Genomic DNA, 25,457 nt, shown 5'->3' with positions numbered 1-25,457 from the left:
ATACTGAACAGCGCCACATTTCTCTCGATTTTTCCTGCATTTGCGAGGCATTTGAAAGAAACTGCTGCTATAGTCGGGAAAACGGAATCCGTCCGATCTCCGAACCCGTCCAGGTGGCTGAATTTAACGACATGCAAAAACTGTCGACGCGTCTGCAACGTTTTCGCACAGGGTCTCCCCTGTCATTCCGGCTTCTGGCCTGGATCCTCCTGTTCAGCTCTGCGTTCACCCTTGTTGCCTCCGCAATCCAGATCTATTCCGACTACCGCAAAGACCTCTCCCAGATCAACAACCGCATGGAAGTGGTGGAAGCCGGTTATTCGTCAAGCCTGGCCCGAAGCCTCTGGGCTCTCGACCAGAAACTGCTGCAAACGCAAATGGAGGGCATTCTCAGCCTCCCGGACGTGGTACACCTCAGGCTTCGTATCGAGCCGGATTCCGAGCTTGTCATGGGGGACATCCCGAGAGATGCGGCGACCACGTCCCACAGCTTCAGCCTGGTGCACCAGGGCGATGAAATGTTCAAGCTGGGCGAACTGACCGTAACCGCCAATCTCGAGCGGGTGTACGACGACCTCAAACGCAAGGTCGGCGTAATTCTGCTCACACAGTTTCTCAAGACGTTCTTTGTCTCCATCCTGATCATCTGGATATTTCAGCATTTTGTTGCCCGGCATCTCACGACCATGGCCAATTACGCCCGGGATTTCTCGCTCGAGTCCGGATCCCAACCACTGGTTCTGGATCGGCCAAACACCCCTGGCAACCGCAATGACGAACTGGGGCGGGTTACCGAGGCCATCAATCAGATGCGCGAACGCCTCAATGCCGACATGGAGCGCCAACAGAGAGATGCCGCCGAAATCCGGAAATTCTCCAAGGCGATTGAGCAAAGCCCCTCGTCGGTATTGATCTGCGATCGGCAGTGGCGGGTCGAGTTTGCCAACCAGAAATTCACGCAGCTGACTGGATACGAGGCCAGCAGCATTATTGGCAAACACCCGGGTGCGCTGGGCGACAACGACATCGAAAACCGCGAGAACCGGCACCTATGGCAGTCCATCCGGTTGCAGGTCCAGCGAGTGGGCGTCTGGCAGGGGGAAGTGAACAGCGTCCGACGCAACGGAGAACGCTTCTGGGAACAGCTCATCGTAACCCCCATCAAAGATGAGAGCGGCTCAACCACGGGCTATCTTATCCTCGGTGAGGACATCAGCATCCGTAAGCGTTATGAACAACAGCTGTTGCGTCAGGCGAATTACGACATCCTGACCGGCCTGCCTAACCGGATGCTGGCGCTGGACCGACTGAAGCTCGCTTTGGCCCAGGCACGGCGTGAAAACTCGCTGGTGGGCGTGATGTTCCTCGACCTTGATAATTTCAAGCATATCAATGACACCCTGGGACACGATGCCGGCGACAACCTGCTGATCGAAGCGGCAAGGCGGATTTCAAGCTGTCTGCGGGGCACCAGCACAGTCGCACGCCTGGGCGGCGATGAATTTCTCGTGATCCTCCCGGGACTGACCGGCCCGGAAGCCTCCTCCCAGGTGGCGGAGCGGATCCTGAAAACCTTCACACCGCCCTATATCCTGAACGGCCAGGAAGTTTTCGTCACCACGAGCATCGGCATTGCCATCTTCCCGACCGATTCCGACAACAGCGGCACCCTGCTCCAGCATGCCGATGCCGCCATGTACCAGGCCAAGCACATGGGCAAGAGCTCCTTCGCCCATTTTGCTCCGGAAATGACCGAGGTGTCCCACGAACGCCTGAAGATGGAATCGAGCATGCGCCGGGCCCTGGAGCTCAAGGAGTTCGAGCTCTACTTCCAGCCCATCGTTAACACGGATTCTGGCACCCTGGTCTCGGCCGAAGCCCTGCTGCGCTGGAACAATCCCTCCATGGGCATGGTTATGCCCGACCGCTTCATTCCTCTTGCCGAGGAAACCGGATTGATCACGCCCATCGGGGAATGGGTGCTGGAGGAGTCCTGTCGGGCCGCCGTTGCCTGGAAACGGGCCACGGGCCGGGACATCGGCATCTCGGTGAATGTGTCTCCCCGCCAGTTCCGGGACCCGGGCTTCACCGATGCCGTGATGCGGGCACTGTCTGCCAGCGGTCTTGCCCCGGACCAGCTCGAACTGGAAATCACCGAGCGTCTGATTCTCGACAACTCCATTGAGACAGCCGAGATTCTGCGCCAGCTCGACAAGGCCGGGATTCGGCTTTCGGTGGATGATTTCGGCACTGGCTACTCGGCACTCAGCTATCTCAAGAGCTATCCCTTTGATACGTTGAAAATCGATAAATCCTTTGTTCAGGATGTGATGAAGGAGCCCGAGGATGCCTCGCTGGTACGCGCCATTATCAACATGGCTCACAGCCTGGGTTTACGAGTGATTGCCGAAGGCGTGGAAGAGGAGTCGCAGACCCATTTCCTCAAGAAGGAAGGCTGCGACTTTTCCCAGGGCTATTTCTACAGCCGGCCATTACCGGCCCCGGACTTCGAAGCCTGGCTGTCCACAAATCACCGGGTGTAGACCCTCACATCCCTTAATCGCCGGACGTTTTTTGCCATGGAAGATACCGTACTTGTCGTCAACTGCGGCAGCTCATCGCTCAAGCTCGCTCTTTTCGATAACCGCCTGCAGAAACAGGCATCGGCCCTCGCCGAACGTCTTGGCCAGGACGATGCGTTCGCCCGCCTTGGGCACGAGGACACCCCGCTCACGCTGCCACCGGGAGCCAGTCACAGTCAGGCCCTGGAATCACTGGTGGAAGTCTTTCGTGAGCGCGGGTTGATGAGTTCTGCCCCCGTCGCAGTTGGCCACCGGGTGGTTCACGGGGGCGAAACATTCCGCGAGGCCGCCCTGATTGATGATAGCGTCATCAACGCTATCGAAAACTGTGCCGCGCTGGCGCCTCTGCACAATCCGGTCAACCTCTCAGGAATCCGGGCCACCCTGTCACAGTTTCCAGACGTACCGCAGACCGCAGTCTTTGATACCGCCTTTCACCAGACCCTGCCCAAACGGGCCTATCTGTATGCCGTTCCTGAGGCCTGGTATCAGGACTGGGGCGTTAGACGCTACGGTTTCCACGGTACCAGCCATGCCTACATAGTCCTTGAAGCTGCCCGCCTGTTGGACAAAACACCGGCGACAACGTCCATCATCTCCGCCCATCTCGGTAACGGCTGCAGCGTTACCGCCATTCGAGACGGCATCAGTGTGGATACCAGCATGGGGCTCACCCCGCTCGAGGGCCTGGTCATGGGAACACGAAGCGGCGATGTCGACCCGGGGCTCTTCGACTTCCTGGCCAGCAAGGGCATGGCGGCCGATGAGGTGCACCGAAGCCTGAATCAACGGGGTGGCCTGTTGGGGCTCTCGGGCCAGACCAATGACATGCGCACCCTGTGCGAGCTGGCCGACCACGGCCACGAGCCATCCAGGAATGCCATCGATGTGTTCTGTTTCCGGTTAGCCCGGTACATTGGTGCGATGATGGCGTCAGTGAAGGAACTTGATGGCCTGGTGTTCACCGGTGGCATCGGCGAAAACAGTGCCCGGATCCGACAGCAGACCATCGACAACCTGGAAATCTTCGGATACAAGCTGAGTACCGACCTCAATAACCATCACGGAGAATACAGCGATGGCCGGATAGAAAGCGCCGAATCCCGGTATCCGGTGCTGGTCATTCCGACCAATGAAGAGCTGATGATCGCTCGCGAGGCGCTGCAGCTTGCTGAAAATACCCCCAACGCGTGACCGATAACGCAAAGGAACCGCCCCATGGCCAAAAGCCTTTTCATTGCCCCGACCTCCATGGATTCCGGCCTCACGTCTGTCTGCCTGGGTCTGTTACGGGCCCTGGAGCGGGTCGGCGTCAGCGTCGGCTTCTATAAGCCCTTCCGCCAGACCGTTCACCAGGCTGAGGCTGTGCATAATGAAGGTCAGGATTCCTCCGTGGCCTTCGTTCGTGCCAGCAGCCACATGAATCCCCCCGACCCGCTGCCCCTGAAGCAGGCCCAGCAGCAACTAAACCGGGGCAAGTCTGACGAACTGATGGAAACCGTGGTCGGTGAATATCAGAAAGTCGCCCGGGAATTCGATGTGGTCATTATCGAGGGGCTGGTGCCTGACCGGACCGAGGCCTACATTGCCCGCCTGAATGTGGAAGTTGCCCGCAACCTCGGCTCCGAGGTCATCCTGGTGAGCACGCCCGGCCACCAGACCGCTCAACAGCTCGATGAAGAGCTGGACTTCTCCGCCCGCCTGTTCGCCGACCCGAGCGATCCGGACGTGATCGGCATTATCCTGAACAAGGTGGGCGAACCGGAGAAATCCGGCCTGGAACCACGGTCGTCAGATGATCAGGGCCCGGTTTCCGTAAAGTACCGCACCGAATGCCGGGTTTTCCGGGAGGAGCGCTTTCGGCTGATCGCGGAGATACCCTGGCAGCCCGAACTGCTGGCACCCCGAATCTCCGACATCGTCCGCGAACTCAAGCTTCCGGTCCTCAGTGAGGGGCAAATGAATGCCCGACGGGTTCAGCGGGTATCCGTGTGCGCCCGAAGCATCCGCAATATGACCGAGACGCTGCGACCCGGCACGCTGATGGTCACACCGGGCGACCGCGAAGACATCATTGTAACGACCGCCCTCGCCGCCCTGAACGGGGTTCCCCTGGCCGGCCTGATGCTGACCGGCGGACTGTTGCCGGATCAGCGCGTGATCGATCTCTGCCACAGCGCACTGCAAACCGGTCTGCCAGTGCTGGGTTCCGATGCCAATACCTACGAATCTGCCCATATGTTGGCGAACCTGTCCAACGCCATTCCTGTGGATGATCCGGCACGGATCGAAAAAGCCATGGAAGCCGTTGCAACCCGTATAGACACCGACTGGCTGCAGCAGCATCTTCGGGTGGAACGCCAGAGCCGGCTCTCTCCACCTGCCTTTCGCTACCAGCTTTCGGAGCGTGCCCGGGCGGCTGCCAAGCGGATTGTGCTGCCCGAGGGCAACGAACCGCGTACGGTACAGGCCGCCATCATCTGCCACCAGCGCAAGCTGGCCCGCTGCGCCCTGATTGGCAAGCCAGATGAAATCCGCCGGGTGGCCGGCTCCCAGGACCTGGAGCTGCCGGAGGATATCGAGATCATTGACCCCGCCGAAGTAAGAGAACGTTATATCGCACCCATGGTGGAACTGCGCAAGCACAAGGGCCTGACCTCTGATATGGCCGAGGCGATGCTGGAGGACAATGTGGTTCTGGGAACCATGATGGTAGCCCTTGACGAGGCCGACGGCCTGGTGTCCGGTGCTGTCCACACCACCGCCAACACCGTTCGGCCAGCCCTTCAGTTGATCAAGACCCACGACCACGCCAAGGTGGTGTCGTCGGTGTTCTTCATGCTGTTGCCGCAACAGGTGGTGGTTTACGGCGACTGTGCCATCAACCCGGACCCCACCGCGGAAGAGCTCGCGGACATCGCGATCCAGAGCGCCGAGTCTGCTGAAGCGTTTGGCATTGAGCCGCGGGTGGCGATGATCAGTTACAGCACTGGCGAGTCCGGCAGCGGCCAGGATGTCGACAAAGTGCGGGAAGCCACCCGGCTTGCCCGCGAACGTCGCCCCGACCTGCTGCTCGACGGCCCGCTGCAATACGATGCGGCCGCCATCGAGAGCGTCGGAAAGAGCAAGGCACCGGACAGCAAGGTGGCCGGCAAGGCGACCGTCTTCGTATTCCCGGACCTTAACACCGGCAATACCACCTACAAGGCGGTACAGCGCAGCGCCAATGTGGTGAGTATCGGGCCCATGCTTCAGGGCCTCAGAAAGCCGGTGAACGATCTTTCGAGAGGAGCCCTGGTGGAGGATATCGTGTTTACGATTGCCTTGACCGCCGTACAGGCGAGGCAGGTGGAAAACGCCACCAGGGGCTGAGGGTCAGCGCTTGACGCTTTTCTGGCGCTGCTTTTTGGGACGGCGACCCTGCTTGAGGTCGTTGTCCTTTTTGACCTTTTGCCGTGGTGTGAGTCGGTCAACCTTGCCAGCGAACGGGTTTTCACCAGCCTTGAACTCGAACCGGATGGGCGACCCGGTTACATTCAACACCTTCCGGAAGGTGTTCTCCAGGTACCGTTTGTAGGCACCAGGCAACGCATCCACCTGGTTGCCGTGGACTACGATTACTGGCGGGTTGGAACCACCCTGGTGGGCATACCGGAGCTTGATTCGACGCCCATGGACCATGGGCGGCTGATGCTGGGCAACCGCGTCCTGGAGGATGGCAGTCAGCCGGTTGGTCGGCCATTTCGCCATCGCAGACTCATAACAGGCTTGCACGGATTCGTACATCACTCCGACCCCAGAGCCATGAAGCGCCGAAATGTAGTGTTTGTCAGCGTAATCGAGGAAGTCCAGTCGCCGCTGCACCTGCTCCTTCACACGGGCCCTGTCCTCGGGGTCCATGCCATCCCACTTGTTAACGGCAATCACCAGGGAACGCCCGGCGTCCAGCACAAAACCGATCAGGTGCAGGTCCTGGTCCACGAGTCCTTCCCGCGCGTCGATCACAAGGATTACCACGTGGGCATCATCAATGGCCTGCAGCGTCTTGATAATGGAAAACTTTTCCACCACCTCGCGAACGTTCTTGCGACGGCGCACACCCGCGGTATCAATCAGGGTGTACTGATGCCCCAGGCGTTCGTAAGGAATATAGACGCTGTCTCGGGTGGTACCGGGCATGTCGTAGACCACCACGCGATCTTCGCCCAGCATTCGGTTAACCAGGGTGGACTTGCCCACGTTGGGTCGGCCGACCACTCCAATGCGAATGCCAGGGTACCGGTCAGCCCGATCCTGCTCCTGCTGCTCTTCGTCCGAAGGCAGAAGCAGGTCCAGCATGGACCGGATGCCCCGGTTGTGAGAAGCCGCAATCAGGAACGTGGACTCAAAGCCCAGGCTGTAAAAGTCAGAGGCGGCAATATCGGGATCCTGGCCATCGGTTTTGTTGACCACCAGATGGGCTGTTTTGCCGGACCGGCGCAGATTATCGGCAATCAGCTCATCGCCGGCAGTCAGGCCAGCACGGCCGTCCACCAGGAACAGCACGATGTCTGCTTCTTCAACCGCCTGCATGGACTGCCGGGCCATCTCGAGATCCAGACCTTGCTCATCGCCAGTCAGGCCGCCGGTATCGATTACGATAAAGCGCTGGCCCTCATAATAGCCCTCGCCGTACTTACGGTCCCGGGTCAGTCCGGGAAAATCGGCAACCAGGGCATCCCGCGAACGGGTCATCTGGTTGAATAGCGTGGATTTGCCAACGTTGGGACGTCCGACAAGGGCGATTACTGGCGTCATAATAGGGAATCAATCCTGAGGCTGAACCTTGAAAACAGCCATTTCGCCGCTGTTTCCAAAAACGAGCAGGTTACCATTGGCCAGCCGCTGTGCCGGTACGCGGATACCCTCATCGTCAAACTCGAGCTGCCCCACCAGGGCGCCGTCCTCACGGTTGAGTGCGTGCAGATACCCTTCAAAATCACCCACTACCAGGTAATCGTTGTACAACATGGGCTGAGTGAGCTGCCTCCACGCCAAGCGGTCCTGAGTCCATATTTCCCGGCGATCGGAACCGCGCAGGGCCACCAGATCGCCGTTGGCTGAGGCAAGGTAGATATCACCACCACCGACCATCGGTGAGTACAGACTGGAGGCCTTGCGGCTCCAGATTTCCTGCCCGGTACGGATATCCACCAGGGCAAGCTTGCCCTGGTAGCCAACCGCCAGGATGGCAGAATCCAGCACCAGTGGCTGGCCGGTTATATCAACCAGGCGCTCAAGCTCTGTACGGCCCTGGGGCTGGCCCACTTCGTACTGCCATACCGGCTGGCCCGCGTCGGCGGTGAGCGCGATCATCCGACCACTGGCAAAAGACGCTATCACTATGTCGCCGCCCACCAGGGGCGCGGCTGCCCCGCGAATGGAAAGTACCGGTACCGTGCCGTCGTACTGCCAGAGCTTCTCGCCACTGGCGGCATTGAAGCCCAGTACTTTGCCATCGATGGTGTGCGTCACCACCAGATTACCGTTGGACTGGGGGGCCGAGAGCACTTCCGTAGGCAGAGACTGACGCCAGAGTTCGGTGCCATCGGCCCGGGACAGCGCCACCAGTTCGGCGTCCTCTGTGGTCAGGTAGAGCCGGTCGTTATCGCCGCCGAGACCCGAAAAGATTCGGTCGTTGGTCTCACGTTGCCAGACCACCTTGCCCGCCTCGGACTCCACGGCGTACAGCTCGCCATCAGCCGATGCCGCATAGATGAGATCTCCGGCGTTGAGCGGCGCCAGGTACAGGAAATCGCCATCGTGGCCATCGCCCACCGACATGCTCCAGACTCGCTTGAACTCGGCCGTGGCTTCAATCTCTGGCAGAGGTGCTGGTTGCTCAAAGGTGTCGGTCGTACTGCACCCGGCCATTCCGGCCAGTAACAGCACCAGCAGTATGGCGCGTCCCCGTAGCCTGTTGTACAAAGAAGGCATCAAGCCCCCTCCCCGACACCCAGGTCTGCCAGTTTCAGCTCCAGCACCCCGCTACGGCCCTGCTGGCTTTGCTCACGGGCGGCCAGGTAGGCTTCACGGGCACCGTCGCGATCGCCCTGGGCAAGCAGGATGTCGCCGCGAAGTTCGGAGAAGATGGCATCAAAAGCGTCGGCGCTGCCGGCGGCATCGATGGTAGCCAGGGCGTCGTCGTATTGCCCGGCAGAGAACTGGGCCCGTGCCAGGCGATTACGAACCACCAGCGCCAGGGCCTGGTGCTCACCGGACTTTTCCAGGGCCCATTTCAGCGAGTCGATGGCCGCCTCGGGGTTCTCCTGCTGCATCATCTGCTGACGGGCAAGAATCAGGTTGCCGTAGATGGCGTAGGCGCTGTCGGTATAGTCATTCCGCAGGGTCTCGGCCACAAAAGCCACGGTCTCGCCACTTTGCTCGTCACTCTGGTCGCTGAACGCATTGAGCAGGTTGGCAAACTGGTTCGCCGCCTCGGTGCGCTGCTGAGCCTCGTAGTTCTGCCACGCCTGCCAGCCAAATACGATGGCCAGCGCGGCGCCAATACCAATGAGCAGGGAGCTGCCGTTTTTCTTCCACCAGTCCTTGATGGCCTGGATCTGTTCCTCTTCGGTGCGCAACTCTGCCATGAAAACTCCTGTCGTCGAATTTTTGCTTTTGTATCGGTCAATCGGTTCTGGTTCAGCCGCCTAGCACGTCGGCCAGCACGCCGGCGAGTTCGGCCTGCGCCACTTCGCTCTGGGGCTCATCCGCTCGCAGGGGTTTCAGCCCAACGGTCTGGCTGGCCACTTCGTTCTCGCCGAGAATGACGGCGTAGCGGGCGCCGCTGCGGTCGGCTTTCTTCATCTGGCTCTTGAAACTGCCACCGCCACAATGGCAGACAATCACGCGACCGGGCAGTGCAGCCCGCAGCTGTTCCGAGAGCACCAGGGCCGGCGCCAGAGCACCCTCACCCATGGCTGTCACATAGACATCCGCGTTGCTGTTCACCTCATCCGGAATCAGTCCCAGCGTCTCGAGCAGCAGGATCAGGCGCTCGAGGCCCATGGCAAAGCCAACGGCAACGGTAGGCTTGCCGCCGAGCTGCTCGACCAGTCCGTCGTAGCGACCGCCGGCACATACTGTGCCCTGGGCGCCGAGGCTGTCGGTGATCCACTCAAAAACGGTCTTGCCGTAGTAATCAAGTCCTCGAACCAGCGCCGGATTCACCGAGTAGCGAACGCCGGCAGCGTCGAGCAACGCTTTCAGCCGCTCGAAATGTTCCCGGGATTCCTCGTCGAGATAATCATCCAGGCTCGGAGCCTGCTCCAGGATCTTCCGGGTTCCCGGATCCTTACTGTCGAGGATACGCAAGGGATTGCTTTCCAGCCGGCGCTGGCTGTCGGCGTCCAGCTCGGATTTGAACTGGCTCAGGTAGTCCACGAGCGCTGAACGATAGACCTTCCTGGCCTCGGAGGTACCGATGGAATTGATTTCCAGGCGGGTGTGTTCGGCGAGCCCGAGTTCCCGCCAGAGGCGGGCCGTCAGGATCAGCAGCTCGGCATCTATGTCCGGTCCCGGGATGCCAAAACATTCCACGCCAATCTGGTGAAACTGCCGATACCGGCCCTTCTGCGGACGCTCGTGGCGGAACATCGGCCCCGTGTACCACAAACGCCGGGTCTGGTTGAACAGCAGGCCATGCTCCTCAGCAGCGCGCACGCAGCCGGCGGTGCCCTCAGGACGGAGGGTCAGGCTATCGCCGTTGCGGTCCTCGAAGGTGTACATTTCTTTCTCGACAATGTCGGTCACCTCGCCGATCGACCGCTTGAACAGGTCTGTCTGTTCCACGATGGGCATTCGGATTTCCTGGTACCCGTACTGGGCCAACACCCGGCGCACCGTGGACTCCACAAATTGCCACACGGGCGTCTGCTCCGGCAGGATATCGTTCATCCCGCGAATTGCCTGAATCTTTGCCAATGTAAACCCTTAAATCTTTCTGGATGGTGTGCCTGGATCTCGCAGCGGATCAGCTCTCCGAACGGGCAATGATCGCGTCTTCCTGCTCTTTTCGACGCGCTACTTCCTCGCGGATCAGCCGCTCAAGGTCATCGGTCAGGGTCGCGTTGTCCAGCTTCTGGTTGGGCTTGCCCGCCATGTAGAACAGGTTTTTCGGGCTACCCCCGGTCAACCCCATATCCGCAACCTTGGCTTCACCGGGGCCATTCACAATGCAGCCGATAATGGCGACATCCATGGATGTATTGACGTCTTCCAGACGGGCTTCCAGATCGTTCATGGTCTGGATCACATCGAAGTTCTGGCGTGAACAGCTAGGACAGGCAATAAAGTTGATGCCCCGGCTTCTCAGGCGAAGACTCTTGAGGATGTCGTACCCGACCTTGATCTCCTGGACCGGGTCAGCTGCCAGAGATACGCGAATGGTATCGCCGATGCCATCCATGAGCAGCATGCCAAGACCAATGGACGACTTGACGGTGCCTGAGCGAAAACCGCCGGCCTCAGTGATGCCTAGGTGCAGGGGCTGCTCGATCTGCGCGGCGATCTTGCGATAGGCAGCAACCGTCATGAACACTTCCGACGCCTTGAGGCTCACCTTGAAGTCCTGGAAATCATGGCGATCAAGAATATCGATGTGGCGCATGGCCGACTCGACCAGAGCTTCCGGCGTGGGCTCTCCGTACTTCCGCTGAAGCGCTTTTTCCAGCGAGCCGGCGTTAACGCCAATCCGGATGGGGATGTTGCGATCACGGGCGGCGCTGATTACCGCACTGACCCGATCATCTCGGCCGATATTGCCGGGGTTGATACGGAGGCAGTCGACACCGAGTTCCGCCACTCTCAATGCAATCTTGTAGTCAAAGTGGATATCCGCCACCAGCGGAAGCGACACCTGCTTGCGGATCCGGCCAAAGGCCTCTGCGGCGTCCATGGACGGGACCGACACACGCACAATATCGGCGCCGGCGTCCTGCAATGCGCGGATCTGGCCTACCGTTGCGTCCACATCGCAGGTGTTGGTGTTGGTCATGCTCTGCACCGATATCGGCGCGTCGCCTCCAACGGGAACATTACCCACCATGATCTGGCGGGATTTGCGTCTGACTATCGGGGAATCCTGTTTCATGTCGTGCTGACCGAGATCGAAAATTGAGCCAAATTCAGAATGTCATTCAGAGCGTCAGGGTAAATTCTGTCCGGTTATTAACAACCCGGAACCCGTCGATATCCACCGGTTCACCCTCAAAACGAATGGATTCAACCGCATCAACCGCGCCAATGACAACCCTCAGCGGCGCCGCGCCGGTTACATCAATCCGGTCACCGTCCCGCTGAAGGGAATTCACCAGTCGATTGCCGGTCGAGTCACTGACCTGAACCCAGCAATCGCCATTAAACACGATCTGAAGCCGACCGGAATCCGAGGCTTCACCAAACCCGTTCGGGTCTTCCAGCACCGGCTCGGGACTCTGCACGACCTGAGGAATCGGCTCAGACACCGGTGCTTCCTCCGCCTGCATTTCTTCGGCCGGCGCTTCTTCTTCGGCAGTGGACTGGATATCGATCGTCGAATCCACCGCGCTCACTTCAACCGCTGTACTGGCAGAAGCCTCAGGCTCCTCGCTTACTGCGGTTTCCTGTGCCGGGAACTCGGACGCAGACTCCGACGCCATCAAGTCCGACTGGGCCGATGGCGAATCCGCGACCGGCTCTGAAGCCGACTCAGCACTACCGCTACCCGCGGCCTCACCCTCGCCCGGGTCGACCACAGAAGACTGCGGCTCGGACATCGCTTCCGGTGACGTCACATCAGAGCCGTCCTGAGGCAACACAAAGGAAAACACCAGATAGCTCGCAACCCCAAGAACCACTAATAAAAACAGCACCTTGGCAAGCTGGCGCTTTCGACGTCTGCGACGTTCAATATCCACCAGCGGGTTGGCTTCCTGTTCCTGCTCCTTCTGGACACGCAATGGCTCCAGTTCTTGGTCCAGATTGGCAATCACCGCGTCGGCGTCGAGACCAACCTGCTTCGCGTAGGCCCTGACATACCCTTTGAGAAAGAGTTCACTGTCAATTTTGCTGTGATCGCCCGCTTCGATGGCCTGGATCACCGACGGCCGCAGGTGCTGGGCGCGGGCGATGTCGCTCACACTGAGGCCCGCCTGTTCGCGAGCCTTCTGTAATTGCTGACCTACCGGCTCCCTGGCGACCGGCTGTTCATTTTCTTCAGTTGCCATTAGAAATCAGCACCTTGTATTGTTGGTATTCAACTGACTCCGGATAGTTGTTCCTGAGCTGGAGCACCAGACTCGCCTCCTGGTCACGATCGCTGAAGTGGCGAGCGATACGGATACCAGTGAGCAGGCTCTCCGGCGAGTGCACCAGCCGCGGGTTGCGCTGCATCATCGATAGCAGGCGCGAATAATAGCGGGCGGCATCATCGAAGTTTCCCAGCTCTACCGAGACCCGCGAGAGCGCCAGCAGAGGCCGGGCGTCCCCACGGGTGAGCTCCACCGCCCGGCGATAGGATGTAGCGGCTTCGTCCAGTTCACCGAGGCGCTCCTGGGTCATACCCAGATTGAAAAACACCGACCCACGGTCCTGGTAGGATGTATCCCGTGCCGCAGCAAGAAACTGCTCCCTTGCATCTGACATACGCCCCTGCCCGAACAGGAAAGCTCCGTAGTAGACCCGGGCCCGGGTGTAACCTGGGTCTTCCGCGATGGCCTGTCGGAAATTTTTCTCAGCCAGCTCCGGTTCACCCTCGGAATTGTACACCAGCCCCATGGCCGCCCTGGCGCCAGGGTAATCGGAGTCCAGTTTCAGGGCCCGGTCCAGATGGTGACGGGCCCGGTCGAGGTTACCCTGGCCGATATACGCTGTAGCCAGGGTGACGTAATTCTCCAGTGCTTCCTCTCGATCAGCCTCCCGGGCAAACCGACTGTCTGTAGTAGTAACGCAGCCTGTGACAACGAGGGTCAGCAGCATGGCTGCGATCGTCAAAACACGTCGGTTTGCTGGCGCTCTTGTCACTGGTCTCCCCTTCCTTAGCTGGGCTCGATCACGTTCCGGTTCAGGGATTGACCTGCTGAACCTGGATATACCTCTGGCTTCTTCGGGTGCGGTCTTCCACCCTGCCAACAAGCTGACCGCAAGCAGCATCGATGTCATCGCCCCGGGTCGTCCGGATGGTGGTGATGTAGCCCGCCTCGTTAAGAACCGCCTGGAACCGCCGTGTCGCGTTCATGCTGGGCCGCCTGAAATCGCTTTCCGGGAACGGATTGAAGGGGATCAGGTTGATCTTGCAGGGAAGATCTCGCAGAAGCACCGCGAGTTCGCGCGCATGCTCGGGCTGATCATTCACCCCCTCAATCACGGTGTATTCAATGGTTGCCTTCCGCTTGTCAGGCAGCCTTGCAAAATAGCGCTTGGTCGCCGCCAACAGCTCTGAAATCGGGTATTTCTTGTTCAGCGGCACCAGCTTGTTACGCAGCTCATCATTCGGGGCATGAAGCGAGATGGCCAGTGAAACATCGGTAACTTCAGAGAGTCGATCCAGGGCCGGTACCACGCCGGAGGTGCTCAGGGTTACCCGGCGCTTGGAGATACCGTAGGCCAGGTCCTCCATCATCAGGTTCATGGCATCCACCACGTTCTCGAAATTGAGCAGCGGCTCGCCCATCCCCATCATGACAACGTTCGTGATCGGCCGGTCCGGACCCGGCTCGAAAGGCATGAACGCCTTGCGTGCCACCCACACCTGGCCGATCACCTCGGCCGCCGTCAGGTTGCGATTGAAGCCACGCTTGCCGGTAGAACAGAAAGTACAATCAAGGCTGCAGCCAATCTGCGACGATACACACAGGGTGCCTCGCTCCCCATCGGGAATGAGCACGGTCTCAACGCTGTTGCCGTTGTCCATGCGCATCACCCACTTGCGGGTACCGTCCTTCGACGTTTCGTCGTAGACCACCTCGGGCCCCCGAATTTCAGCCACCTGCTTGAGCTTCTCACGCAGCGCCTTACTGACATTGGTCATTTGATCGAAGTCATCGACACCGCGCTGGTGGATCCATTGCAGGATCTGGGTGGCACGGAAACGCTTCTCCCCCAGGGACTCGAAGAAAGCCTCGAGCTTTGCTTTCGGCATTCCCAGAAGGTTGGTTTTTTCAGCGGCCGCTGTCATTCAATAACCTCGATCAGATAACCAATGCGGAGACGGCCGGACGGCCGTCTCCCATCGACGCAATCAGCCCCGCGGACAGATCTCGTCGTCGTTGAAAAAGTAGGCGATCTCGCGCTCGGCAGACGCAGCGGAGTCGGAACCGTGAACCGCGTTGGCGTCAATGGAGGAGGCAAAATCCGCACGGATGGTGCCGGCTTCAGCTTCCTTCGGGTTGGTTGCACCCATCAGGTCACGATTTTTCAGAATGGCGCCCTCGCCTTCCAGAACCTGAACCACCACGGGACCAGAGGTCATGAAGGCAACCAGGTCGTTGAAGAAAGGCCGTTCCTTGTGCTCCGCGTAGAAGCCCTCCGCCTGCTCCTGGGTCAGGTGCATCATCTTGGCCGCAACGATGTTCAGGCCAGCTTTCTCGAAGCGGCTGTAGATTTCGCCGATTACGTTTTTGGCTACAGCATCGGGCTTGATAATAGAGAGCGTGCGCTCAGTTGCCATGGTCTTTCTCCAGTTTGTGGATGGTAAAAATTCAGGCCTGCGATTATACGCAGTCCGGGGCAAACTTCCTACCGCACAGCGCGAAGCCGGCTAACAACATCAACAATTTGCGAGGTGGCGAACGCCACCTCTTCCGGCGTAGTGAATCGACCCAGGGAAAAACGCAGGGCTCGGTGGGCCTGCTCATCGTCAAGACCAATGCCCCGAAGCACATAGGAAGGCTCAACCGTAGCGGAGGCGCAGGCGGAGCCGGAAGAGACCGCGAGGTCCCGAAGGCCCAGCATCAAGGATTCCGCCTCAACGCCCTCAAAGGAAAGATTGACCAGACCCGGCACTCGATGTTCCCGGCTGCCATTCAAGCTAACACCCTCAAGGTGTTCCAGCCCGGCAAGAAACGCCACCCGAAGCGCCTCCAGCCTGGAAATTTCTTCGTCCAGCTGTGCCTGGGCCAACGCGAAGGCCGCGCCCATGCCCACGATCTGGTGCGTGGGCAGGGTGCCCGAGCGCATCCCCCTTTCGTGCCCGCCGCCGTGAATCTGGGCCTCGATGCGTACATCCGGCGATCGGCGCACGTAAAGGGCGCCCACCCCTTTCGGGCCATACACCTTGTGGCCCGACAGCGACATCAGATCCACCGGCATGGTGGTCACATCAACCGGCAGCTTGCCCGCAGCCTGCGCGGCATCGACGTGAAAAAGCACGCCACGCCGACGTAGCTCTTCACCAATGGTGGCAACATCCGTCACCGTCCCCAATTCGTTGTTGACGAGCATCAGTGTAACCAGCGTGGTGTTGTCCCGGACTGCCTCGAACACCTGCTGTGGCTGGATGGTGCCGTCTGGCTGCGGATCCAGCCACGTTACCTCCACGCCGTTCTGCTCCAACCATTTGCAGGTATCCAGCACGGCCTTATGTTCGATCTTCGACGTCACGATGTGGGGATTCACTGCGTTGGCAACCGCACCCTTGATGGCCAGGTTGTCGGATTCCGTCGCCCCCGAGGTCCAGACAATCTCTCTCGGGTCAGCATGGATCAGGCTCGCGACCTGCTTCCGGGCTGACTCGACGGCTGCCTCAGCCTGCCACCCGTACGCGTGGGAGCGAGACGCTGGGTTGCCGAAAACACCTTCCAGGGTGAGGTATTTGACCATTTCATCTGCAACGGCGGGATCAACGGGCGTCGTAGCCGCGTAATCCAGATAGACGGGCTTTTTCATGGGTTTCAGGCTTTGTGTATCTGTCAGGCCGGCGCCTGATCGGACAGGCGTTCGGTGTTGATTGTTTCGCAACCGTCGTCAGACTGGCGGCGATTCTGCCGGTCCGCAACTTCGCGAATTTCATGTTTCTTCATCAAGTCTCCCAGGCTGATTTCGCTGAGAAACTGATGAATCTGATCGCTCAGATCGGACCAGAGGTGGTGGGTGAGGCACTTCTCGCCATTCTGGCAGTCACCCTTGTTACCGCAGCGGGTGGTATCGAGGGATTCGCTAACCGCATCGACCACTTCCGCTATGTAGACGTCGGTTGCCGGTCGGCTGAGGCGATAACCTCCGCCCGGCCCCCGAATGCTGGTGACCAGCTTCTGCCTGCGCAGGCGGGAGAAGAGTTGTTCCAGATAGGACAGAGAAATTTCCTGCCGGGCCGAGATGTCAGCCAGACTCACCGGCCCCTGATCTCCGTGCAGAGCCAGGTCAAGCATAGCCGTGACGGCATAGCGGCCTTTGGTGGTCAACTTCATAGGGTCAGCCCCTGACGGGAATGAATCTCAAAACGCCTGTCGAGTATGAATTGACCAACCATTTCAGTCAAGTATTCACCGACGCACCTCATCGTCGTCCCTCACGCAGTCGAAATCCTCTTCCTGCAGGGGCGGAAGCTTGCCATTCTGGTACTCGCTGTTCACTTTCCTCAGGGCCTTGCACATATTCTCGATGCGATCATCCACCACATGCATATGGTCAAGCAGCGAACGCATCGCCCGAGCCACCGGGTCCGGCATCTCCTCGGTTACGCCGTAGGCATCGAAACCCATCCGCTCTTCCATTTCCTTGCGCCGGACATCGTCCTCGCCCTTGCGCTTCACCACCACGCGTCCCGGGATACCAACCACCGTGGCTCCAGCAGGTACCGCCTTGGTAACCACCGAATTGGATCCGATCTTGGCACCCTCGCCAACCTCAAATGGCCCCAGAATCTTGGCACCGGCCCCCACCACCACGTTATTACCAATAGTGGGATGCCGCTTACCCTTGTTCCAACTGGTGCCGCCAAGCGTCACACCCTGATACAGGGTGACGTCGTCACCAATGACCGTGGTCTCGCCGATTACGACCCCCATTCCGTGGTCGATAAAGAATCTTCGCCCGATGGTCGCGCCGGGATGAATTTCTATCCCCGTCAGCCACCGCGCAATGGTCGAAATCGTACGCGCCAGCCATTTCAGTCCCAGCCGCCAGAGCCAGTGAGAAAACCGGTGGAAAAGCAACGCGTGCAGACCCGGGTAGTTGGTCAGCACCTCGAACGTGTTCCGGGCCGCCGGATCGCGGTGAAACACACTGTTAACGTCTTCCCGCAAACGCTCAAACATCGCCATTGTCCTGTCCCGCAACCGTGCTTCCGGCCTCGGTTGATTTACTGTTGCCCCGCGCACCAGCCGCTTTCTGAACGGCGGTCAGGATGCCGCGGAGTATATTGATTTCCATCTGATCCAGTCTGGCTCTCTGAAACAGCCTCCGCAAGCGGGTCATAAGCTGCCTGGGGTTTTCCCGGCGGTGGAAATCCACATCGATCAGCACCTGCTCCAGATGGCCAAAGAAACCTTCCACTTCGTCAACCCTCGCAGGCGGCACATCCCAGCCTTCGTCTCCGGGGCGCGCCATCGGCTTTAAGTATGGGCTGGCCTGACCATCTTCAAGGCTCCTCAGATAATGCATGCGCAATTCGTAGCACATGACCTGGACAGCCATGGCCAGGTTCAGGGAACTGTAGTCCGGGTTAGATGGTATATGAATGTGGTAATGACACCGCTGAAGCTCGTCATTGGTGAGGCCACTATTCTCCCGCCCGAAAACCAGCGCCACCGGGCCGCTGCCGGCATGGTCTGCCGCGGCCACCGCGGCTTCCGGCGGTGCACACACGGGCCAGGGCACCTTCCTGCCCCGGGCGCTGGTGCCCATAACCAGTACGCAGTCTGCTAACGCCTCTTCCAGCGACGACACCACCCTGGCGTGATCCAGCACGTCTGCAGCGCCGGCTGCCCGGGCATAGGAGGCCTCATCGGGAAAGGATGCAGGGCGAACCAGCCAGAGATTGCCCAGCCCCATGTTTTTCATGGCGCGGGCCACTGCGCCTATGTTGCCGGAATGGGACGTTTCAACCAGAACAATGCGGATCTGGTCCTGGAAGGTTTCGGTTCCTTCCTGTGGCAGTGCGCTTTTATGCATTCTGAGACGTTCCAAGGTTGATAGTCGGGCCGCGAATGATACCAGAAACCAACCCCGCTCCGCGCCTCCGAAGAAGCCGCACCCCGTGACTCATCCGTGCTATTGCTGAGTCAAAAAACATACAAGGCCTGTGATCTTTTGCTATCATACGCGGCCTTCACACACCCGGATAATGATCACTCAGATGCAACCAGCGATTAAAATGGCCCTGCGCGTTGCGCGTCAGGGGTCTGACTACCTGAAAGCCCATTTCGAGCGCCAGGAACCCACCGGCAAGGACGACGCAGACCGTCGCCGCCAGCTGGAACGGGTTGAGCAGTCCATCTACGACAACTTCGTCGAACAGCTGGAGAAGGCCTACAAGGACCACAGCATTGCACCTCTGAACGAAGCCAATGCGGGCGACAGTGAAAAAAGCTGGCACGTTTTTCCGGTACTGGGACGCGAGAACTTTCTCCGGGGCATTCCCGAGTTTGCCCTGGCCCTGTGCCAGAAGCGCAACAATCGGACCGAGAACCTGTTGATCGTCAATCCGGTTACAGGCGAGGAATACTCTGCCAGCCGTGGCCACGGGGCCGCCCTGAACAGCCGGCGTGTTCGCACCTCTGAGATCAAACTGACCGAGAAAGCCGCCATTGCCACTAACGTTCTGGATCAGGCTCGCAGGAGTGATGATCCGTTGCTCTGGGGCGAGATGGCAGCCACCCTGGCGCGGGATTCCGGTATGTTCCGCACCTCAGGCTGCGTGGTTCTGGACGTTGCCCGCGTGTCTGCAGGCCTGATGGATGCAGCCATTATTTTCCGGCCGGAGCCCGCTGAGCTGGATCTGGGCGTTACCCTGGCGATGGAATCTGGCGCCCTTACCGGTGATTTCTCCGGCAATCCGTCTACCGCCGGTGCCCGCCAACTGGTTGTCGCCAACCCGAAACTGTTCCGGGAAGTCCTTAAGGTTCTGCACCCGTTCCGGGGCCGCCTGCCGCGCTGATCCAGCAGCCGAACGCGGACACAAAAAAACCGCCCACTAAGGGCGGTTTTTTTATGGGCCGGACATTTACATCCGGTTAAGCCATTCCGGGGGCTGCTCTTCCTGGTCCGGATCGCCTACGCCCTCCTTGGGCGGGACAATCAGGTCTTCGCGGGTCACACCCATCACCATCAACAGGTTGGCAGACACGTAAATGGAGGAATAGGTACCCACCACAACACCGATGATCAGCGCCAACGCGAAGTTGTTGATGGCCTCTCCACCGAGCAGATACAGGGCCAGCAGAACCACCAACGTTGTACCGGATGTGTTGATGGTCCGGGCAATGGTCTGGTGGATGGATTCGTTAATGATGTCCCAGGGCTCGCCCACCCGCATCTTCCGGAAATTCTCCCGAATGCGGTCCGCGACCACGATGGTATCGTTCAGGGAGTAGCCGATAACCGCAAGCAGGGCGGCGAGTACCGTCAGGTCAAACGTCCACTGGAACAGGGCAAACACACCCAGCACGATGATGACGTCGTGAGCCAGCGGCACTACCGACGCGATACCGAACTTGAACTGGAACCGCATGCCCACGTAAATCAGTACCACGGCAAGGGCAATCAGCAGGCCCAGGCCGCTGTCTTCCTTCAGCTGCTCACCGACCTGAGAGCCGACAAACTCGGAGCTCACCAGTTCAAGGTCTACGCCACCCTCCTTGAGGATTCGCGTCACCTCCGGTGCCAGCTTGTCGTTGTCGGCCTCGGCCATCCGGACCAATACTGTTGTGTCGGCGCCGAAATTCTGAACGGAGAACTGCTCGTAGCCTGCACTGTCCAGCCTGTTACGGATGTCGTCCAGCTCGGGCGCCTCGGCGTATTCGAATTCCACCGAGGTACCCCCGGTAAAGTCCATGCCCAGGTTCAGACCACGGGTGGCCAGCAGGGCTATGGAAATAACGATCAGGGTTATGGAAAGGCCGGAAGCAATCTTCCGGAGCCCCATAAAATCAAACGGTTGCTTCTGATCTTCAGACATTGGCGAGCTTTCCTCCGATCGACAGTTTCTCGACCCTGCGGCCGCCGTATACAAGGTTGACGATGCTGCGGCTGACCATCAGGCCGGAGAACATCGAGGTGAGGATACCGATACACAGGGTCACCGCGAAGCCTTTCACGGGGCCAGAGCCCATGGCAAACAGGATTACTGCCACCAGCAGCGTGGTGATGTTGGCATCAAAGATGGAGACGAATGCGCGGGAGTAACCGGCGCTGATGGCTGTCTGGGGCGGAACCCCGGCCTTCAACTCTTCTTTTATGCGCTCGAAAATCAGCACGTTGGCGTCCACGGCCATACCCACGGTGAGCACGATCCCCGCAATACCCGGCAGCGTGAGTGTGGCGGAAAGAATCGACATGCACGCCACCAGCAACATCAGGTTGAGGGTAAGTGCGATGTTGGCAATCAGGCCAAACCCACGGTAGTAGACCAGCATGTAGAGCAACACCAGACCAAAGCCGAGGGCAACCGACATCATTCCTGCATCAATGTTCTTCTGACCCAGGCTAGGACCAATGGTGCGCTCCTGGACAAAGTACATCGGTGCCGCCAGGGCGCCTGCCCTCAGCAGCAGAGCAAGTTCTGCGGCCTCGGGGATGGAGTCCAGACCCGTTATCCGGAAGCTGCTGCCCAGCGCTGACTGAACCGTGGCAAGACTAATGATGCCCTTCTCGACGACCCGGTTCTCAAATTCCCGGGGTTCGCCATCCACCATTCGCGTCTCGGTCTCGGTCCGGTATTCAATGAACAGAACCGCCATACGACGACCGATGGCGTTACGGGTAGCTCTATTCATCAGGTCGCCACCCACCGAATCCATGGTGATATTCACCTGGGGCTGGCCGTTTTCGTCAAACGCCTGCTGGGCGTTGGCCACGTTGTTACCAGTGGCGATGACTTCCTGCTCGAGCCGGGCGGTACGCTGTGGCTGGTCGCGGAAACTGAACTCTTCCGTCTCACTGCTCGGCGCGTCCTGACGTGCCTCCATACGGAACTCGAGGTTGGCCGTGGCACCAAGAACACGCTTGGCCTGCGCCGTATCCTGCACGCCGGGCAGTTCGACGATAATCCTGTCCGCACCCTGCTGCTGCACCAGTGGCTCGGCAACACCCAGCTCGTTTACACGGTTACGGATGGTGGTCAGGTTCTGCTCCAGGGCGTAGTCCTGAATGGCGGAAATCTCGGCTTCCGACAGAGTAAGCACAAGAAGGTACTCGTCGCCCTGGGTCTGCTCATCCAGCAGGAATTCGTTGTACTGGTTACGCACCAGATCAAAGGCTTCTGCCCGGGAGGCTTCGTCCCGGAAGCTGAGAACGATTTCTCGGTTATCCTGGACATCGCCGCCGCGATACCGGATCCGCTCTTCCCTCAATTCACGTTTGATCTGCCCGGACATCGCTTCAAGACGCTGGGCTACCGCCGTTTCCATATCCACTTCCAGCAGGAAGTGAACCCCACCGCGAAGATCAAGACCCAGCTTCATGGGGCCGGCGCCAAGGCTCCGCAGCCAATCCGGCGTGGAGGCAGCCATGTTCAGCGCCACCAGATATTCGTTACCCAGGGCGGCCTGAACCAGGGGGCGGGCCCGCAACTGATCGTCGGAGGTGGTGAGGCGGATCAGGGCATCCCGCTCCTGCAGGGAACTGCTTTTGACTTCAATTCCCTGCTTTTCAAGCACATCCACCGCCCTGTCGAGCACACCGGCATTGACTTCGGTACTGCTGCGGGCGCCGGTGATCTGAATGGCGTAGTCGTCGGGGAAGAGGTTGGGCAAGGCGTAAATAAACCCGATCACGAGCGCGACCAGGATAACCAGGTTTTTCCAGAGCGGATACTTGTTCAGCATGGGATCCCTTGTAGCCGGCCTAGCGGCCGGCCTTGGTGTTTCTGCCAGGAAGATTCCAACCGGCCACCGGGGATGGCCGGCTCAATGGTCCCGCTCAGATGTCCTTGAGCGTACCTTTGGGCAAGGCCGCGGCAACGGCAACTTTCTGCACCTTGATCTCGACATTGTCAGCGACCTCTACAACGATGAAATCGTCGGTCACCTTGGTAATCTTGCCAGCCACACCGCCAGAGGTAACCACTTCGTCACCCTTGTTCAGGCCGGACATCAGCGCCTTGTGCTCTTTCGCGCGCTTGGACTGCGGCCGCCAGATCAGGAAATAGAAAATCAGGATAAAGCCGGCAAAGAAGATCACCTGGCCCATAACGCCCATCCCCTGCGCACCAGGATCCTGAGCCAAGGCCAGAGTGGGCATCAGCGCCATCAGTGCGGCAACGAGCATTTTGATTGATTTCATCGAGTATCTCCGTTGGTTGAGCAAATCGTTTAAACCTTGTGCAGGGGCGGCACAGCCTCCCCGCGCAGGGCGTAGAAGTTGGTTACAAAGTCCGACAATGTACCTGCTTCAATGGCCCCACGCAATCCGGCCATGAGGTTCTGGTAGAACCGCAGGTTATGGATTGTATTCAACTGGGAGCCAAGCATTTCTCCACACTTATCCAGATGATGCAGATAACTTCTCGAAAAATTCTGGCAGGTGTAGCAGTCACAGCGTTCGTCCAGCGGCGCGGTATCGTGACGGTGTCGCGCGTTGCGGATCTTGACGATACCGGTGGAGGTGAACAGATAACCATTCCGGGCATTGCGCGTGGGCATCACGCAGTCGAACATATCCACGCCACGACGCACTGCCTCCACGATGTCCTCTGGCCGCCCTACTCCCATGAGATAACGGGGCTTATCCTCGGGCATTTTCGGCGGTAGATGGTCGAGGATGCGGATCATGTCTTCCTTGGGCTCCCCCACAGACAGCCCGCCAATCGCATAACCATCAAAGCCGATGTCGGTCAGGCCTTCCAGGGACACATCCCGCAGCCCTTCGTACATCCCCCCCTGAACAATGCCGAACAGCGCCGCCGGGTTGCCCTCGTGGGCATCCTTGCTGCGCTGGGCCCAACGCAGGGACAATTCCATGGATTCCTTCGCCTGGCGCTCGGTCGCCGGATAGGGAGTACACTCATCAAAGATCATAACAATATCCGAGCCCAGATCCCGCTGAACCTGAATGGCAATTTCCGGGTTAAGCTCCACGGGTGAGCCGTCCACCGGTGAGCGGAAGGTCACGCCCTCCTCGGTTATCTTGCGCATCTCACCCAGGCTGAACACCTGGAATCCGCCGGAGTCGGTAAGGATGGGACCGTGCCACTGGGTAAAATCGTGCAGATCGCCGTGGGCCTTCACCACCTCCGTACCTGGCCTCAGCATCAGGTGAAAGGTGTTGCCCAGAATAATTTCTGCGCCGATTTCCTGGATGTCCCTGGGCAGCATGCCCTTCACCGTGCCGTAGGTGCCTACGGGCATGAACGCCGGGGTTTCAACTGTGCCCCGGGGAAAGGTCAGACGCCCGCGACGGGCACGACCGTCCTCACCCAGTTTTTCAAACGACATGAAACAGGTCTGGCTCACATGGCCTCCGCGCCGCGACTGGGCTGTTGTCCGGTAATAAACATGGCGTCACCGTAGCTGAAAAACCGGTAGCGTTCCGAGACGGCTTCCCGGTAGGCGGCCATGACGTTGTCGTAGCCGGCAAACGCACTGACCAGCATGATCAGGGTGGACTCCGGCAGATGGAAATTGGTGATCAGGGCGTCGACGGTCTGGAACCGGTAACCCGGGTAAATGAAGATGTCGGTTTCGCCCTGAAAGGCCGACAGCCGTCCGTCTGCACTGGCTGACTCCAGCGAGCGCACAGACGTGGTACCAACCGCCACCACGCGACCACCGCGGGCGCGGGTGCGCTCAACCGCGTCCACCGTCTGCTGGCTGACCTTGACGATCTCGCTGTGCATGGTGTGGTCCTCAATCCGGTCTACCCGGACTGGCTGGAAGGTCCCGGCGCCAACGTGCAGCGTTACAAATGTGCTTTCAACGCCCGCTGCCGCCAGGGTTTCCAACAGCGGCTCGTCGAAGTGCAGACCGGCAGTAGGTGCAGCGACGGCCCCTGCCTCGCGCGCGTATACGGTCTGGTAGCGCTCCCGGTCGGTACTCTCGTCGGGTCGATCCACGTAAGGCGGCAACGGCATGTGGCCGATGCGCTCGAGCACCGCCAGCAGTGGCTCTGCCGATTCGGTCTCCAATTGGAACAGTGCGTCGTTACGGCCAGTCATCCGAAGCGCGGAGCCGTCTTCCAGGAACACCCTCTGTCCTGGTTTGAGAGCTTTGGATGCGCGCACGTGGGCCAGCATCTCATGCTCACCCGTTACCCGCTCCACGAGCACCTCAACCTGACCACCGGTTTCTTTCCGGCCAAACAGTCGGGCCGGAATGACACGGGTGTCGTTGAATACCAGAAGGTCTCCCGGCCGGAGCATGGACGGCAGATCACTGAACACCCGGTGGGTAAGTTCGCCAGTGGGACCATCGAGGCAAAGAAGTCGGGACGCACTGCGCTCTTTGAGCGGATAGCGGGCGATCAGCTCGTCCGGCAGGTCGAAATGAAAATCGGAGACATTCATGAGCTGGACTAATAACGACGCCGAAGGAAAGAAGATGGTAGCGGCGGGCGGACTCGAACCGCCACGGGTTTTACCCCAACGGATTTTGAATCCGTCGTGTCTACCAATTTCACCACGCCGCCATCGGAGAGTGTGGGCGATTATACTGAGCTCATTCGCGAAAGCAATAAGCCAGCGAGCACAATGGCCCGCCGGCT

Annotated in this window: 22 protein-coding genes and 1 tRNA gene; 4 read left to right on the top strand and 19 right to left on the bottom strand. The window is 59.4% G+C overall.

From position 1 onward, the window contains the following. The first annotated feature begins 131 nt into the window (after positions 1–131). From BM344_RS00850 to pta, 3 genes are read left to right on the top strand one after another with little or no spacing between them, the layout of a single operon-like run. Complete coding sequence (locus tag BM344_RS00850) at positions 132–2,543, top strand: bifunctional diguanylate cyclase/phosphodiesterase (protein WP_091990644.1); 2,412 nt, start codon at positions 132–134, stop codon at positions 2,541–2,543. A gap of 36 nt (positions 2,544–2,579) precedes the next feature. Continuing rightward, positions 2,580–3,776: an acetate/propionate family kinase gene (locus tag BM344_RS00845; protein WP_091984915.1), complete on the top strand. Its 1,197-nt coding sequence runs from the start codon at positions 2,580–2,582 to the stop codon at positions 3,774–3,776. 24 nt (positions 3,777–3,800) lie between these two features. Then, positions 3,801–5,954, top strand: a complete 2,154-nt coding sequence (gene pta / locus BM344_RS00840) for a phosphate acetyltransferase (RefSeq protein WP_091984912.1) — start codon at positions 3,801–3,803, stop codon at positions 5,952–5,954. Between the two features lie 3 nt (positions 5,955–5,957). Here pta and der read toward each other — a convergent pair whose 3' ends face one another. The 13 genes from der to trmJ form a co-directional block, all read right to left on the bottom strand. Beyond that, positions 5,958–7,379 carry a ribosome biogenesis GTPase Der gene (gene der / locus BM344_RS00835; RefSeq protein ID WP_091984909.1) on the bottom strand — a complete coding sequence of 474 codons (1,422 nt, stop codon included), beginning with the start codon at positions 7,377–7,379 and terminating at the stop codon, positions 5,958–5,960. A 9-nt stretch (positions 7,380–7,388) separates the two neighbouring features. Further along, entirely contained in the window at positions 7,389–8,558 is a 1,170-nt protein-coding gene (bamB, locus tag BM344_RS00830) for an outer membrane protein assembly factor BamB (protein WP_091984906.1), read from the bottom strand. Beyond that, positions 8,558–9,214, bottom strand: coding sequence for a YfgM family protein (locus BM344_RS00825; protein WP_091984903.1), 657 nt, complete (start codon positions 9,212–9,214; stop codon positions 8,558–8,560). The genes bamB and BM344_RS00825 overlap by 1 nt, the downstream gene beginning before the upstream one ends. 52 nt (positions 9,215–9,266) lie before the next feature. Continuing rightward, positions 9,267–10,547: a histidine--tRNA ligase gene (gene hisS, locus BM344_RS00820; protein WP_091984900.1), complete on the bottom strand. Its 1,281-nt coding sequence runs from the start codon at positions 10,545–10,547 to the stop codon at positions 9,267–9,269. 49 nt (positions 10,548–10,596) lie between these two features. After that, a complete protein-coding gene (gene ispG / locus BM344_RS00815) occupies positions 10,597–11,715 on the bottom strand; it encodes a flavodoxin-dependent (E)-4-hydroxy-3-methylbut-2-enyl-diphosphate synthase (protein WP_091984897.1) in 1,119 nt (372 codons plus the stop codon). 46 nt (positions 11,716–11,761) lie between these two features. After that, a complete protein-coding gene (locus BM344_RS00810; RefSeq protein WP_091984894.1) occupies positions 11,762–12,829 on the bottom strand; it encodes a RodZ domain-containing protein in 1,068 nt (355 codons plus the stop codon). Then, positions 12,819–13,580 carry a type IV pilus biogenesis/stability protein PilW gene (gene pilW / locus BM344_RS00805; protein ID WP_091984891.1) on the bottom strand — a complete coding sequence of 254 codons (762 nt, stop codon included), beginning with the start codon at positions 13,578–13,580 and terminating at the stop codon, positions 12,819–12,821. Before pilW ends, BM344_RS00810 begins: the two co-directional genes overlap by 11 nt. Before the next feature lie 85 nt (positions 13,581–13,665). Next, positions 13,666–14,778, bottom strand: coding sequence for a 23S rRNA (adenine(2503)-C(2))-methyltransferase RlmN (gene rlmN / locus BM344_RS00800; protein ID WP_091984888.1), 1,113 nt, complete (start codon positions 14,776–14,778; stop codon positions 13,666–13,668). Between the two features lie 63 nt (positions 14,779–14,841). Continuing rightward, positions 14,842–15,270 (bottom strand): nucleoside-diphosphate kinase, encoded by a 429-nt coding sequence (gene ndk / locus BM344_RS00795; RefSeq protein ID WP_091984885.1) that lies wholly within the window; start codon positions 15,268–15,270, stop codon positions 14,842–14,844. Between the two features lie 68 nt (positions 15,271–15,338). Then, positions 15,339–16,487 carry an IscS subfamily cysteine desulfurase gene (locus BM344_RS00790; RefSeq protein ID WP_091984881.1) on the bottom strand — a complete coding sequence of 383 codons (1,149 nt, stop codon included), beginning with the start codon at positions 16,485–16,487 and terminating at the stop codon, positions 15,339–15,341. Positions 16,488–16,510: 23 nt separating this feature from the next. After that, positions 16,511–17,008: a Fe-S cluster assembly transcriptional regulator IscR gene (gene iscR, locus BM344_RS00785; RefSeq protein ID WP_091984878.1), complete on the bottom strand. Its 498-nt coding sequence runs from the start codon at positions 17,006–17,008 to the stop codon at positions 16,511–16,513. Between the two features lie 75 nt (positions 17,009–17,083). Next, positions 17,084–17,857 carry a serine O-acetyltransferase gene (gene cysE, locus BM344_RS00780; protein WP_091984875.1) on the bottom strand — a complete coding sequence of 258 codons (774 nt, stop codon included), beginning with the start codon at positions 17,855–17,857 and terminating at the stop codon, positions 17,084–17,086. Next, entirely contained in the window at positions 17,850–18,713 is an 864-nt protein-coding gene (trmJ, locus tag BM344_RS00775; RefSeq protein ID WP_091984873.1) for a tRNA (cytosine(32)/uridine(32)-2'-O)-methyltransferase TrmJ, read from the bottom strand. Before trmJ ends, cysE begins: the two co-directional genes overlap by 8 nt. A 184-nt stretch (positions 18,714–18,897) precedes the next feature. Between trmJ and BM344_RS00770 the strand changes: the two genes are divergently transcribed. After that, positions 18,898–19,698, top strand: coding sequence for an inositol monophosphatase family protein (locus BM344_RS00770; protein ID WP_091990641.1), 801 nt, complete (start codon positions 18,898–18,900; stop codon positions 19,696–19,698). A 66-nt stretch (positions 19,699–19,764) separates the two neighbouring features. Here BM344_RS00770 and secF read toward each other — a convergent pair whose 3' ends face one another. From secF to BM344_RS00740, 6 genes are all read right to left on the bottom strand, one after another. Then, on the bottom strand, positions 19,765–20,718 hold the full coding sequence (gene secF, locus BM344_RS00765) for a protein translocase subunit SecF (RefSeq protein ID WP_091984870.1): 954 nt from the start codon (positions 20,716–20,718) through the stop codon (positions 19,765–19,767). Then, the gene (gene secD / locus BM344_RS00760) at positions 20,711–22,585 is read right to left on the bottom strand and encodes a protein translocase subunit SecD (protein ID WP_091984867.1); all 1,875 of its coding nucleotides are present in this window, start codon (positions 22,583–22,585) and stop codon (positions 20,711–20,713) included. The genes secF and secD overlap by 8 nt, the downstream gene beginning before the upstream one ends. A gap of 94 nt (positions 22,586–22,679) precedes the next feature. Beyond that, complete coding sequence (gene yajC, locus BM344_RS00755; protein ID WP_407656833.1) at positions 22,680–22,958, bottom strand: preprotein translocase subunit YajC; 279 nt, start codon at positions 22,956–22,958, stop codon at positions 22,680–22,682. 113 nt (positions 22,959–23,071) lie between these two features. Further along, positions 23,072–24,193, bottom strand: coding sequence for a tRNA guanosine(34) transglycosylase Tgt (tgt, locus tag BM344_RS00750; RefSeq protein WP_091990640.1), 1,122 nt, complete (start codon positions 24,191–24,193; stop codon positions 23,072–23,074). A gap of 14 nt (positions 24,194–24,207) precedes the next feature. Next, positions 24,208–25,260, bottom strand: coding sequence for a tRNA preQ1(34) S-adenosylmethionine ribosyltransferase-isomerase QueA (gene queA, locus BM344_RS00745; protein ID WP_091984861.1), 1,053 nt, complete (start codon positions 25,258–25,260; stop codon positions 24,208–24,210). A 35-nt stretch (positions 25,261–25,295) separates the two neighbouring features. Next, positions 25,296–25,382, bottom strand: a tRNA-Leu gene (locus BM344_RS00740). Positions 25,383–25,457: the final 75 nt, after the last annotated feature.

The sequence above is a fragment of the Marinobacter gudaonensis genome (genome assembly GCF_900115175.1).
GTDB classification, from domain to species: domain Bacteria; phylum Pseudomonadota; class Gammaproteobacteria; order Pseudomonadales; family Oleiphilaceae; genus Marinobacter; species Marinobacter gudaonensis.
Note: the sequence above shows the minus strand (reverse complement) of the source record. Positions and strands in the feature narration are given on the sequence as shown.